Genomic DNA, 13834 nt, shown 5'->3' with positions numbered 1-13834 from the left:
AATTATTATGAAAAAATTACTTTTACTATTAGTATTTCACTCAGTATTACTGTCACAAAATTTACAACAGTACGTAAATCCATTTATTGGAACTGGCGGTCACGGACATACATTTCCTGGAGCTACAGTGCCATACGGAATGGTACAACTTTCCCCTGATACCAGAATTGACGGAAGTTGGGACGGTTGTGGTGGGTATCATTACGATGATTCCATCATTTACGGATTTTCACACACCCATTTAAACGGAACAGGTGTTTCCGATTTTGGTGATATTATGTTAATGCCAACTATGGGAAAACCTTCATTTGATAATACAGTTTATTCTTCCACATTTTCACACGCCAATGAAAAAGCTTCTGCCGGATTTTATTCTGTAAAACTAGACAAACACAATATTGATGTGCGTTTAACAGCTTCAACTCGTGTTGGCTTGAGTGAATATACTTTTAATGAAGCTGGAAATGCGAATATCATTCTAGATTTAAATCACAGAGATAAATTACTTTTTGGAGAAATTAAAATCATAAATCCAACTACAATTGAAGTTTTAAGAAGAAGTGAAGCTTGGGCGCGCGACCAATATGTGTATGCTCGAATTGAGTTTAGTGTGCCTCTAAAAGTCAATCTGGTTGAAGAAGAAAACAAGGAAAACACAAAATTAGAGGGAATCTTTAGAGGAACTGAATTGGCTTTAAGTTTCTCAAAAAAAGTAAAAAAAGGCGAAAAAATCTTCGTAAAAGTATCGCTTTCGCCAACAAGTTATGAAGGTGCAAAGTTAAACAGTTCAGAAATTACACATTGGAATTTCGAAAAAGCAAAAACCGATGCACAAGCGCTTTGGAACAAAGAACTATCAAAAATTGAAATTACAGAAACGAACAAAGACAAATTAGCCGTTTTCTACACGGCTTTATATCACACCATGATGCAACCGAATATTGCAGAAGATATTGATGGAAAATATCGTGGTCGTGACAACCAAATTCATGTGGCTGACACGTTTGATTATTATACGGTTTTTTCACTTTGGGATACGTTTCGTGCCGCTCACCCACTCTACACATTAATTGATAAAAAACGAACGGCCGATTATATCAACACTTTTATCGCACAATACGAACAAGGTGGCAGATTGCCCGTTTGGGAATTAGCTTCTAATGAAACGGATTGTATGATTGGATATCATTCTGTTTCAGTAATTGCAGATGCGATGGCAAAAGGCATTACAGGTTTCGATTACGAAAAAGCATTTCAAGCGAGTAAAGCTTCAGCCATGCGTGATGTTTTAGGATTAGCAGCATACAAAAAAAACGGATTTATCGCTATTGATGACGATCATGAAAGTGTTTCGAAAACAGTAGAATATGCTTACGACGATTGGTGTATTGCACAAATGGCTCAGATTTTAAACCATAAAGAAGATTACGAATACTTTATGAAACGTTCGCAAAATTGGAAAAATATTTTCGATAGAGAAACGGGTTTTATGCGACCAAAGAAAAATGGCGGTTGGGATAAACCTTTCGATCCAAGAGAAGTGAACAACAATTTCACAGAAGGAAACAGTTGGCACTATTCCTTTTTTGTACCACAAGATATTGACGGCATGATTGCAGCGTATGGCGGACCAACAAAATTTGAAGCCAAATTAGACGAAATGTTTAATAGTGAAAGTAAAACAACTGGTCGAGAACAAGTAGATGTTACAGGATTAATCGGACAATATGCCCATGGAAACGAACCTAGTCATCACATGGCATATCTGTACAATTACATTGGAAAACCAGAAAAAACCAAAGAAAAAGTACACTATATTTTAAATGAATTTTACAAAAACACGCCAGACGGTTTAATTGGAAACGAAGATTGCGGACAAATGAGTGCTTGGTATGTGTTAAGTTCGATGGGAATTTATGCTGTAACTCCTGGTATGGAAAAATGGGAAAGCAATGAACCTTTGTTTGATGCAATCAAAATTAAAGATGAAAACAAAACGGTTCTAGTAGATTTCAGAAAAGAACAAACCAAAGGAAAGACTAATAGTATTTTTATACTTAGCGAAAAATTAAAAGAGCAACTACAACAAAGTAGAAGTGCCGCTCATTCACAATCTAGTTTTAATCAGTTAAGTTTAGATAAAAAATTATTCCAAGAAATTATTCCTGTTCCAACCATTCAAGCGGAAAGTATTGTTTTCAAAGACAAAATGAAGGTGGAAATTCATTCACAAAATCCATCAGATAAAATATTTTTTATCATCAGCAATGCAAACGATTATATGGGTAAAAAAGTATACATTCCTTATACTGAACCTTTTTACATTTTAGAAACCTCAACTATTTCGGCTTATTCAGTTAACTCAGAAAATAACAGTACGATTGTTTCTGCAACCTATTACAAAAAACCAAATAATTATACTATAAATATCAAATCGAAATACAATCCACAATATCATGCTGGCGGACCAGAAGCTTTAATTGACGGTATTTTTGGAACCGAAAACTGGAAAAAAGGCGAATGGCATGGGTACCAAAGTCAAGATTTTGAAGCGGTAATAGATTTGCAAGAAAATAAAGAAATTTCATCACTTAGCGCTAATTTTCTACAAGACAGTCGTTCTTGGATTATTTTACCAACTCAAGTTCAATATTATACTTCAACAGATAATATTAATTTTACATTAGTGGAATCTGTATCAAGTAAAATCGGACCAAATGGTGATGTTATAGAGATAATAAACTTTAAAACATCAGGCAAAATAAACAAGAAAGCCAGATATGTAAAAGTAGTCGCTAAAAATTACGGAAAATTACCAGAATGGCATCAAGGTTTTGGTGGTGATGCGTTTATATTTATTGATGAAATTACGGTGAAATAAAACCATTTAACACAAACAGAACATAAAATTCTGTTTGTGTTAATTCACTACACCAATTCTCTAAAACCTTTCGGCGTTAAATTGGTGTATTTTTTAAAAACCTTTGTGAAATAGGAATAATTATCAAAACCTAATTCGTTCGCCACTTCACTAATGGTCATTTTGTTAGTGGAAACCATTCGTTTACTTTCTAAAATAATTTTATGATAAATAAATTCAGTTAATGTACAATCTAAAACAGTTTTACAAATTCGGTTCAAATGTTTCAAACTCATGTTCATTTTATCTGCATAAAAAGAAGGGGATTTTTCAGTTTTAAAATATTGATTCAAAACAAGCTCTAATTCCTTAATTTTCATATTATAAGAATGTAAATTATGACCTTGTACAGATTCATAAATTCTAGATAATTCGACATGAATACAATCCAAAAGATTTAATAACTTATCTAATTTTCTGAATTCGTTTTTCTTATTTTCTTCTAATAACAAACTAAAATAAAAAGAAATTTCTTTGGCTTGAGAAACATTCAAAAGCATTTCTGGCGAATTTTTTAAATCACGATAAAACGAATAGTCTTCAATTTTCTTCATACCAAAATAAACATTGTATGCTTCTTGAGAATAAAATGCAATATAACCTTCAATATCATCAGAAAGTTGCCAACTATGAACTTGTCCAGGTTTTAATACAAATAACGAATTAGGTTGAATAGTATACGTATTAAAATCGACTGTATGAAATCCGGAACCTTTCGTAAAAAGCACTAACAAGTAAAAAGAATGACTGTGCGATTTTTCAATGAAATCATGTGTTTGTAAATGCGATTTAAAATCATTAAAATACAAATCGTTAGCATTAGTATGACAATTGAACTTCTTAATTTGATAAACGGGCAATTTTTCCATATTTATAAAATGTCTTTATTTTACCATTATTAGCGAATATATGAAACTTTTTCCACATAAATAAGTCCTAATTTTACATAAAAATTAGATCATGTTACAAACTATCAAACACCTACTGAATAATGATTGTCCCAACTGCTATAAAGGAAAAGTTTTTAGAGATAAAAGTTTTTTCTTTAGTATGGGCTTTCCAAAAATGAATGAATATTGTAGTCATTGTCACAATAAATTTGAAAAAGAACCCGGTTACTTTTTTGGTTCCATGTTTGTGAGTTATGCCTTAGGTGTGGGCGAAGCGATAATTACATATTTTATTGCGCATCAATTTTTTGAAAAAACAATCGATTTAAGAATGATTCCGATTATTGCTGTTGTGATTTTACTGTTGTCGTCTTTCAACCTAAGATTATCCAGAATCATTTGGATTTACCTATTCAAAAATTATTCTAATTGATTTAATATTTTGAATATCAATCGAAAAAAAATATATTTTTATTGTTTTTCAATAAATTTTTATTGATATTTGTATCGTAAACTTTTAATCTTTAAAATTATGGAAATTAAAATTAGTTCGAAGCAAATGCTTTTGGTATTAAGAATTTTATGTTGGATTATCTTTATCGGTCTTTGCATAGAAGCGGGTGGCATTTTATTTAATTTGTTTTATACGTTACTTTACAACCCAATTGGTGCAGGATTTTTCTGGAATCAAATTGATTTTTCCTCATTGTACCAATTTGACAAAGGGCATTTTGTTGTAGTAACTGTAATTATGAGTTTAGTTGCTTTACTAAAAGCTCTAATGTTTTATTTAATTATCCGAATTACAGAAAACAAACAACTTTCTATAACTTCTCCATTTAATCATTCTGTCAGAAAATTTATTTTATTAGAAGCATTCATTTCTTTTGGTATTGGTTTCTTTTCCAATTATGGTATGAATTACACCGAATGGCTAGCGAATCAGAACATAAAAATGCCTTCTATTCATGTATTAAAAGTTGTTGGTGGAGACGTTTGGTTATTTATGGGTGTGATTTTATTTGTGCTTGCCTTTATTTTCAAAAGAGGCATTGAATTACAAGAAGAACTTGATTTAACAGTTTAATATGGCAATAGTTGTAAATTTAGATGTGATGATGGCAAAGAGAAAAATGTCATTAAACGAACTTTCTGAAAAAGTAGATTTGACTTTAGCGAATTTATCCATTTTAAAAACTGGAAAAGCAAAAGCGATACGTTTTAGTACGTTAGAAGCGATCTGTAAAGTATTAGATTGTCAGCCTGGAGATATTTTAGAATATACTGATTAGTTTTTGAAAAATATTAACCACGAATTCACTACTTAAAGTTTTTTAATTTTTGAAAAAATTGATCATCTTCGATGAAATTTGAATTAAATCGAAATAAAAAATCCCGAAACATAATTGCTTCGGGATTTCATGTTATTTAAAACTGAATTTACTTTTTATTTACAAAATTTAATATTGGTTTTAATTGTTCCATATCAATATTTGATTTTTGTAAGATACTGAAAAACTGCATGGCATCTTCTGGTTTCATATTGTCACCTAAAACGCGAATTACTGTAAAACCTAATTCTTTCTGATTTCCAAATAATACTAATTCGTCAATTTGCTTGTTATCGCCCACTAACATAATTGAAGCGTTATGGCCTACTCCATTCAATTTAATTAAAGGTTGAAAAGTAGAATCTTTTAAAATTTCCTTCACTTCTTTAACTTCTTTAGAATATTGCGCCTTATTTTTATCGTCTTTTTTAAAAGCTAAAACATTAACTTTATCAAAAGAAGCTAGTGCTTTTTTTTCCGCTTCTGACAACTTTGATTCATTAACATTCAAAATTGAAGAGGAAATATCCATTGACATGAATTCTTTTTTTTCGCCACTTTTTACAAAATATTTTTGCAAAGAAGGTTCATCTTTACAACTCAACAGTACCAAAACTAAAGCAAAACCAATTAACTTTTTCATATCTATTATTTTGAAATTTTACTTAGAATATCTGCTCCAGGAATGTTTAATTTTTTTACAATTAATGCTATTTCACTTAGAGGAAAATCGCCTTTTATAGATAAAACAGAAGTTTTAACACCATTAAAATTACCATTTACCACCACTAAAACTTCTCTAACATTAGTTTGATTGGCATCTGTTTTTCCGTAAACTTTTATTACATTTCCATCTTGAGTAGTTGAAGTAATAGTTTCCAAAGGGTTGCTCTTTAAGTACGAAGCAGCAGCTGCATTCAAATCGCCGCTTAATTTGGCTTGTGATGTGTAAACCGCTTGTAAATTGTCTAATTTTTTAAGCAAGTTCATGTATTGTTGCATTTCTTTATCTTTTGCATCAACCTTAACCTTACTCATCATTTCGAACATTTTTTTCGAAACCGCAATACTTTCAATTCCTTCTTTATCTTCTAATTTATCAAAAGCATTTTGAGAAAATACTAAAGATGAAACTAATAAAGCCACGTAAACAATAATCTTTTTCATTTTTATTTAATTTATAGTTTTAGATAATCAAAATCTATTCCAAAGATAAGTCATTTGTTTTGCGAATTCGTTACATAAAAAAAGGATTTAAAGTTATTCGCCTTAAATCCTTTCGTATTAGTGTTTACAATTCTAATTAAAATAAAATCCGTTTGGTGCTACTCCAACTGTTTTTGTAGACAAAACTGCACCACTTTCATTGAAAATAAAAATTTCACCTGCTGAACTATAATCATTAGGGTCGGCAACAAATATTTTAGACGCTTTTACTGCAAAACCATAAAAACTAGATACATTATTAGAAGTCGTATTAAATAAAGAAGTAGTTGGTAAAGTAAAGTTAGATTCAGCTATTTTGTATACATTATTTGAATTTGTGTAATAAATATTTCCGCCATCTAAATCTAAATTTTGTGGATGATTTCCTAAAGTAAAATCTAACGTTGTTATTTGTGAAGTATTAGAAAGATTTATTTTATGTAATTTACCAATCGTTTCAGTACCAGCCCAACTTGGTGAGCCTTCACACAAAACATATAAAAATCCGTTACTAATTTCTAATGAACCTGGTACATCACCAACAGTTATAGTACTTTCTACTGAATTGGAATTCGAATTAATTACAGAAATTTTGTTCCCTTGTCCGTAACCTCCTTTGTGTGCTACATATAATTTTCCATTATTTTCTACAAGGCGTTCAGGACCTTCCACTACTGGTATAGAAGCAGAAATAGCATTAGTACTTAAATTTAAAACCGCTACATAATCATCTGATGATGAAGTGGCATCTCCCCAATTGGTAACATAACCTTTTCCATTTGCAAAAGCTACAAAACGAGGATTCGTTAAACCCGTAGAAATAGTAGCAATATGTTGTAAAGTGTAACGATTTAAAACTTCAATTTTATTAGAAACATTTACTACAACATAAGCTTTATCTTCATTAAAACTTATACTTTGAGCTGTATTTCCTAAAGTTAAAGTAGGATTTACAGCTGTAAATGCATTCGTTTGAAAAGTAGCTAAATCACCAGAAATAAAAGAAATAGAACTGTTATCTTGACCAAAATTCCCTTCATTAACAATTAAAATTCCGTTCTGATAAGCACCCAGTGGCGCTTCAACTGCAGGTGCATCATCTGAAGTACAAGAGGTAAATACTGCAACAGTAAGCAGACTAAAAAAAATAAGTTTTAAGTTTTTCATGATTTGTATTATAAGTTAAAGATTAAACTAATGGTATAATTTCTTCCAGGCATAGGTCGTGAAGGAAGATTTTCGTAATATCGATTTTCAAGGTTATAAGCAGCTAGTGTTATGATGAAATCTTTTTGTTTTCCTAACAAATAATTAAGCGAAACATTTGAAAGGAAATGTTCTTTTAAGAAAAAAGAGTTGTCGGTAGAAGTAAAAACAGCACCGTTAAATACCATTTGATACGTAAAACTTAAACGCTGATAATTCAAATTCCAATTAGAGGTAAATTTATGATTGGGAACATAAATCAACTCTTTTTGAGTTTTTTCATTTAACGATTTTGTATAAGCGTAATTGGATGTCGATTCTAAATAAAAATCTTTAATTTTTTGTTTAAATTGAAGAGAGAACTCAGCACCGTATGAAACAACACTTTCAATATTTTCGGGTGTCCAATTCCCACTTTCATTAGGCGACCATTTCAATAAATTTTGAAAATCGTTATAATAACCGGTTACTTGAAACAAAAAGGTTTTGTACTGAAACACATTTGTAATTTCATATTGATAAACTGTTTCTGGTTTCAAATTCATATTTCCACCAGCATACCAATACAAATCGTTAAAAGTTGGTACTCGGTAATTTTTAGAGTAATTCATTTTTACCTGATACCAATTAGTAAGTGTAGCATTTGAACCAATAGCATACAAAATTGGACTTTCAAAAACCGAATTAAATTCTTTTCTTAAACTACCTTCGAACACTAAATTTTTATTAAAATTATAGGTAATTAATCCACTTAACGAAGTGTTTTTTCTAGAATTTTTTCCAATATTTTCACCTTTTCCATTTAAATATTGAAATTCAATTATAGGCTTAAGCTGTAACTTAGCAATCGATTTTAATAAACCTTCGTATCTAAATAATGAAGTAGTAACTTTTGCTGTTGAGAAAATATTTGTTTTTTTATTTTCGAAATATTTAAAGCTTTCAGATAGCTGATAGACTTTGAAATTCGATTCGAAAACAGATGCATTCTCTTTAAATTCAATTAAATTTCGGATGTTATAATCTTCGTATTTTGACATTCCGATAGAAGAAATAGTTCCAGAAAAATTTCGATTCCCGTTGTAAATCGAATTGAAATATTTTAGCATCCATTTCGAGTTGAGCTTGTACCCTATGGCCGAATTAAAACTCAAATTTTTATATTCTCCATTTGTATTTCTCTTGTTTAAACCTACAAATTCATAATCATTTTTTGATTTGTTAAAAGAAATGGAAAACTGACTGGAAAATTTCTGGTTAGATAAACTAAATTTATAATTAGTATTTAGAGTTTGAAAGCTGCCATAACTTAACTTCAAAAATTGATCGAAATGTTTTGTAAAACGCATTTCATTATTCAAATGTATGGAACCGCCAATAGCACCACTTCCATACACTACACTTCCACCACCATATTTTAATTGAATGGAATTGAAATCGTAAGTAGTAATCGTATTAAAATCGGTTTGCCCAGTTAAGTTGGAGTTGATGTTAATTCCGTTCCAAATTACAGCCGTTTGCGATGCCGTTGTACCACGAACTGATGGTGAAGAAACCATTCCGTTTCCGTTTTCTTTAAAATAAAAGAAAGAATTAAAGTTTAATAATTTAGTTAACGATTCTTTATTGAACATAACTACACTATCGTTTAAAACTACATTTTTTTGTGTAGCATTAAACAACTTAGTTTGCAAATCTGAAATTTGCACTTCCTCAATCTCAATAGGCTGCACTTGTGCACATACCAATGACTGGAAGCAGAAATAAAAAAATAAAAAACGCGTCAAAAATTAAAATTTAAAAACTTTTTTTCCCGAAAGTTTATGAATACTAAGAACTAGGCAGGTCTCCTGGCTTGCGTATTATTGTTTTCCTTCCCGATAGGCTGAAATAAATTCAGACGTTTCAGTGGATTTGCAGTTAACAATAACCTTATTAGCATACAGTTGCGGGAACAGCTCAGGCATTCAACCTGATTCCCTTTTAATGATTATTCTATGTTATAGAACATCAACCATAATTCTGATGCAAATGTAAAATATTAAAATTTAAAATCAAACTTTATAAATATCTTTTACTTTTGTAAAAAAATTACCATGTCAACTTTATACAAACCATTTACTATTTTCCTTGTTGCGTTATTAATATTCGGATGTAAAAATGCAGAAGAATCATCGGAATCGAAAATAAAAAACGAAATCAAACACGCTAAAGGCCTGTATATCATCACAAAAGAAAATTATTCAATTGTAGAAGTAAGTACACCTTGGCCCAACGCCAATAAAAAGTATTCGTACATTTTAAAGAAAAAAAACGCAGTTATTCCAGCGGAATTTAACAACCTGCCACAAATTCAAGTACCCGTTAAAAACATTGTATTAACTTCAACCACACATATTCCGTCATTAGAAATGTTAGGTGAAGAAAAAAAACTAATTGGTTTTCCTAATCTGAAATATATTTCATCTGAAAAAGTAAGAACATTAATTGATGCCGGAAAAGTAAAAGAATTAGGAAGCAATCAAACCTTAAACACAGAAGTTTTAATTGATTTGCAACCCGATATTATTATGGGTTATGGCTTAGATAATAATAATCCGACTTTAGATAATTTAGAAAAAAACGGATTAAAAATTATTTTAAATGGCGATTGGAACGAACAATCTCCTTTAGGAAAAGCTGAATGGATAAAACTTTTCGGAGTACTTTTTTGTAAAGAAAAACAAGCCAATGCTATTTTTAATACTATTGAAAAAGACTATAATGAAACCTTGAAACTAGTTAAAAATACTAAATTAAAACCTACCGTTTTCAGTGGTTCCATTTACGAAGACAAATGGTATTTGCCACAAGGAGAAAGTTGGGGTGCACAGTTTATTACGAATGCAAAAGGAAATTATTTGTGGTCGGATACGAAAGGAACAGGCAGTTTATCCTTATCTTTTGAAAAAGTATACATCAAAGCAAAAGAGGCGGATTTCTGGTTTATGGATCAGTATAATTCTTTAGCAGAAATTAGCGAGGCCAATCAACATTACACGGAATTTAAAGCTTTTAAAACCAAAAATATTTATTCTTTTGGAACAAAAAAAGGAAAAACGGGTGGCGTAATTTATTACGAATTAGCACCTAACCGTCCGGATTTAGTGTTAAAAGATTTAGTGAAAATATTTCATCCTGAATTAGTTCCTAATTACGAACTTTTTTTCTTTGAAAAACTGAAATAATAGTAATGAAAAAGAACCCAAATAATTTACTTTTTATTGCTTTACTTTTTGGTTTAGTAATCACGTTTCTATTAAATATAAGTTTCGGACAAGTGGCTATTCCTATTAAAGAAGTCGCTAAATCTGTATTTGGAATTGGTGAAGTAAAAGACACTTGGAATTATATTATTTTAAATTTTCGATTACCAAAAGCTATAACAGCAATGTTAGTCGGAATTGGACTCTCCATTTCAGGTTTACTAATGCAAACGTTATTTAGAAATCCGTTAGCCGGACCTTATGTTTTAGGATTAAGTTCGGGCTCAAGTTTAGGTGTGGCTTTTGTAATTATGGGCGCTGCTATCTTACCACCTTTTTTAGCCAACCTATTTCTATCTAGTTTAGGCATTTTATTAGCTTCAATATCTGGAAGTTTATTGGTTTTGTCTTTAGTTTTCTTAGTTTCGAAAAAATTAAAAGATACCATGTCGATTTTGATAGTCGGATTAATGTTCAGCAGTTTTACAGGAGCAATTGTTAGCGTATTAACCTATTTTAGTACAGCAGAACAACTCCAAAAATTCACATTTTGGTCTATGGGAAATTTGAGTAATTTAAGTTGGATTCAAATTGTCATTTTAAGCAGTACAGTTTTGGTTGGTGCAACATTAAGTTTACTGTCAATTAAAAGTTTAGATGCTTTTTTATTAGGAGAAAACTACGCAAAAAGTTTAGGAATTAACATCAAAAAACAACGCAATTTAATTTTTATGGCTACTGGAATTTTAGCTGGAAGTATTACTGCATTTGTAGGTCCTATTGCCTTCGTAGGATTAGCCGTTCCGCATATTTCAAAATTGGTTTTTCAAACTAGTAATCATAAAGTACTGTTTTTTGCTACGATGCTTTTAGGCGCTTTAATTATGTTATTTTGTGATACCGTTTCGCAATTACCGGGTTTTGATTTTACGTTACCAATTAATGCAATCACATCGATATTAGGCGCACCAGTGGTGATTTGGCTGTTGGTAAGAAAACGCGGAATTAGTTAGAATTTTAATTAAACACATAGGCACATAGTTGTATTATAAATAAAGGCATTTTATTTAAAATAAAGCACATAGAGAGATATTCAAAAACATGATAACACAACAATCACTTAATCAATTAACTTTTGAAATAATTGGAGCAGCAATTGAAGTACATAAAATTTTAGGAAAAGGACTTTTAGAAAGTGTTTATCATAAGTGTATGATAGAAGAATTAAAAATTAGAAAAATAAATTTTAAAAGCGAATTTAAAGTACCTTTTAATTATAAAGGAAATAATGTTGATGTTGATTTTAGATGTGATTTATTTATTGAAGATTTGTTAATAGTTGAACTAAAAGCCGTAAGTGATATTTTACCAATTCATGATGCCCAATTATTAACATATATGAAGCTATTATCTGCACCAAAAGGCATACTAATAAATTTTAATAGTAATAATATTTTTCGAGAAGGACAAAAAACTTTAGTCAATGATTTATTTAAAAATTTACCTAAATAATCTATGATATTTATATTAAGCGAAGCGCCTTTATTCATATTTTAACTATGTGCCTATGTGGTTAAAAAATAACAAAATTTCAACTATGAACCCAACCATACTACAAACCAAAAATCTTTCTATTGGTTACACTTCCAAAAAAGAAGTAGCAACCATAGCGGTTGATATCTCTATCTCTTTAAACAAAGGAAAACTGATTACTTTAATTGGTGGAAATGGTATTGGAAAATCCACTTTACTACGAACACTAACTGCTATTCAAAAACCCATTTCAGGTAGTGTTTTTTTGAATGAAAAAGATATTTTTACAATTGAAAATTCGGAATTAGCGCAGCAACAAAGTTTGGTTTTAACTGATAAATTACCAAGTAGCAATTTAACCGTCTGGGAATTAATTGCCTTGGGCAGACAACCTTACACGAATTGGATTGGCACTTTAACTGATGAAGATATTAGTAAAATTACAGCAGCAATTCAACTTACAAATATTGAACATTTAATAGAAAAAAAACATCATGAAATTTCAGATGGCCAGCTACAAAAGGTATTAATTGCAAGAGCTTTAGCACAAGATACTGACTTAATTATTTTAGACGAACCCACTACGCATTTAGACTTATTTCACAAAGTTTCTGTCTTTAAATTATTGCAAAAACTAACACATGAAACCGGGAAATGCATTTTATTTTCGACACACGATATCGATTTAGCGATTCAACTTTCAGATGAAATGATTGTGATGACAAAGGAACAAACCCTACAAGACCAACCTTGTAATTTAATCGAAAAAGGTGTGTTTGATAAGTTGTTTGAAGATGAAAATATCATTTTCGATAAAGAAAAAGGAAAATTTATGGTGAGATAAAAAACTTGTCATTAAAAAAATTCAAGGTAAGTCAGGCTGAATTCAAAAATTTTAATTTCTCAATACTAAATCCTACTCCAAAATCTTATCAAAACTTTCCTTGAAAATTTCTTTCACTTCACCCGCTCTTAATTCACCCAATTCAATATTTCCTACTCGAACTCTTATTAATCGTAAAGTAGGAAAACCAACAGCAGAAGTCATTTTTCGAACTTGTCTGAATTTTCCTTCGGTTAACGTTATGGAAACCCAGCTTGTTGGTCCGTGACGTTCGTCTCGAATTCTTCTTCCTTCACCAATGTGAGTTGGATTCTCAATTAACTTGGCTTGACATTTTTTTGTGAGGTATTTTTTACCATGAAAACCAATTTCTACTCCATTTTTGAGTTGTTCAACTGCTGTCTCAGTTATTATGCCATCCACTTGCGCGTAATATTCTTTTTCAACTTTTTTACTTCGAACCAATTCACTCATCATGCCATCTGTTGTGAGTAATAACAAACCTTCCGAATCTTCGTCTAAACGACCAATCGCCATTGTTCCTTCTGGAAAATCGTATAATTCACCAAGTTTTCGCTTATTTCGTTTTAATTCGTAAATAAACTGACTGATAAATCCGTGTGGTTTGTGTAAAATAAAATGTTGGTGTGGTTTCATTT

At 30.6% G+C, this 13834-nt stretch carries 14 protein-coding genes and 1 riboswitch; of the genes, 8 read left to right on the top strand and 6 right to left on the bottom strand.

Annotated elements, in window-relative coordinates; all coding sequences use genetic code 11:
- The first annotated feature begins 7 nt into the window (after nucleotides 1-7).
- Nucleotides 8-2881, top strand: coding sequence for a GH92 family glycosyl hydrolase (locus G4D72_RS04120; protein WP_166076352.1), 2874 nt, complete (start codon nucleotides 8-10; stop codon nucleotides 2879-2881).
- 47 nt (nucleotides 2882-2928) lie between these two features.
- On the opposite strand, the gene G4D72_RS04115 is transcribed toward G4D72_RS04120, so the two are convergent.
- Nucleotides 2929-3789: an AraC family transcriptional regulator gene (locus tag G4D72_RS04115; RefSeq protein WP_166076351.1), complete on the bottom strand. Its 861-nt coding sequence runs from the start codon at nucleotides 3787-3789 to the stop codon at nucleotides 2929-2931.
- A 91-nt stretch (nucleotides 3790-3880) separates the two neighbouring features.
- On the opposite strand from G4D72_RS04115, the gene G4D72_RS04110 reads away from it, so the two are divergent.
- The 3 genes from G4D72_RS04110 (at nucleotide 3881) to G4D72_RS04100 (ending at nucleotide 5102) form a co-directional block, all read left to right on the top strand.
- The gene (locus tag G4D72_RS04110; protein ID WP_166076350.1) at nucleotides 3881-4243 is read left to right on the top strand and encodes a DUF983 domain-containing protein; all 363 of its coding nucleotides are present in this window, start codon (nucleotides 3881-3883) and stop codon (nucleotides 4241-4243) included.
- A gap of 99 nt (nucleotides 4244-4342) precedes the next feature.
- On the top strand, nucleotides 4343-4897 hold the full coding sequence (locus G4D72_RS04105) for a DUF2975 domain-containing protein (protein WP_166076349.1): 555 nt from the start codon (nucleotides 4343-4345) through the stop codon (nucleotides 4895-4897).
- Between the two features lies 1 nt (nucleotide 4898).
- Entirely contained in the window at nucleotides 4899-5102 is a 204-nt protein-coding gene (locus G4D72_RS04100) for a helix-turn-helix domain-containing protein (protein ID WP_166076348.1), read from the top strand.
- Nucleotides 5103-5250: 148 nt separating this feature from the next.
- On the opposite strand, the gene G4D72_RS04095 is transcribed toward G4D72_RS04100, so the two are convergent.
- The 4 genes from G4D72_RS04095 to G4D72_RS04080 all read right to left on the bottom strand — a co-directional run bounded on the left by G4D72_RS04095 (nucleotide 5251) and on the right by G4D72_RS04080 (nucleotide 9286).
- The gene (locus tag G4D72_RS04095) at nucleotides 5251-5784 is read right to left on the bottom strand and encodes a DUF4252 domain-containing protein (RefSeq protein ID WP_166076347.1); all 534 of its coding nucleotides are present in this window, start codon (nucleotides 5782-5784) and stop codon (nucleotides 5251-5253) included.
- A gap of 5 nt (nucleotides 5785-5789) precedes the next feature.
- Entirely contained in the window at nucleotides 5790-6308 is a 519-nt protein-coding gene (locus tag G4D72_RS04090) for a DUF4252 domain-containing protein (protein ID WP_166076346.1), read from the bottom strand.
- 132 nt (nucleotides 6309-6440) lie between these two features.
- Nucleotides 6441-7514 carry a YncE family protein gene (locus tag G4D72_RS04085; RefSeq protein WP_166076345.1) on the bottom strand — a complete coding sequence of 358 codons (1074 nt, stop codon included), beginning with the start codon at nucleotides 7512-7514 and terminating at the stop codon, nucleotides 6441-6443.
- An 8-nt stretch (nucleotides 7515-7522) separates the two neighbouring features.
- Nucleotides 7523-9286, bottom strand: a complete 1764-nt coding sequence (locus tag G4D72_RS04080; RefSeq protein WP_166076344.1) for a TonB-dependent receptor plug domain-containing protein — start codon at nucleotides 9284-9286, stop codon at nucleotides 7523-7525.
- 90 nt (nucleotides 9287-9376) lie between these two features.
- A riboswitch (cobalamin riboswitch) is annotated at nucleotides 9377-9588 on the bottom strand.
- Between the two features lie 61 nt (nucleotides 9589-9649).
- Here G4D72_RS04080 and G4D72_RS04075 point away from each other — a divergent pair.
- The 4 genes from G4D72_RS04075 (at nucleotide 9650) to G4D72_RS04060 (ending at nucleotide 13175) form a co-directional block, all read left to right on the top strand.
- The gene (locus G4D72_RS04075) at nucleotides 9650-10780 is read left to right on the top strand and encodes an ABC transporter substrate-binding protein (protein WP_166076343.1); all 1131 of its coding nucleotides are present in this window, start codon (nucleotides 9650-9652) and stop codon (nucleotides 10778-10780) included.
- A gap of 5 nt (nucleotides 10781-10785) precedes the next feature.
- Nucleotides 10786-11811, top strand: coding sequence for an iron ABC transporter permease (locus G4D72_RS04070; protein ID WP_166076342.1), 1026 nt, complete (start codon nucleotides 10786-10788; stop codon nucleotides 11809-11811).
- An 88-nt stretch (nucleotides 11812-11899) separates the two neighbouring features.
- Nucleotides 11900-12310 (top strand): GxxExxY protein, encoded by a 411-nt coding sequence (locus G4D72_RS04065; RefSeq protein WP_166076341.1) that lies wholly within the window; start codon nucleotides 11900-11902, stop codon nucleotides 12308-12310.
- Nucleotides 12311-12395: 85 nt separating this feature from the next.
- On the top strand, nucleotides 12396-13175 hold the full coding sequence (locus tag G4D72_RS04060; protein WP_166076340.1) for an ABC transporter ATP-binding protein: 780 nt from the start codon (nucleotides 12396-12398) through the stop codon (nucleotides 13173-13175).
- 72 nt (nucleotides 13176-13247) lie between these two features.
- Here the strand turns inward: G4D72_RS04060 and G4D72_RS04055 are convergent, their stop codons facing one another.
- Nucleotides 13248-13832 carry a pseudouridine synthase gene (locus G4D72_RS04055; protein WP_166076339.1) on the bottom strand — a complete coding sequence of 195 codons (585 nt, stop codon included), beginning with the start codon at nucleotides 13830-13832 and terminating at the stop codon, nucleotides 13248-13250.
- Nucleotides 13833-13834: the final 2 nt, after the last annotated feature.

The organism is Flavobacterium difficile, assembly GCF_011392115.1.
Classification (GTDB): domain Bacteria; phylum Bacteroidota; class Bacteroidia; order Flavobacteriales; family Flavobacteriaceae; genus Flavobacterium; species Flavobacterium difficile.
This window is presented reverse-complemented; position numbering and strand designations above follow the sequence as displayed.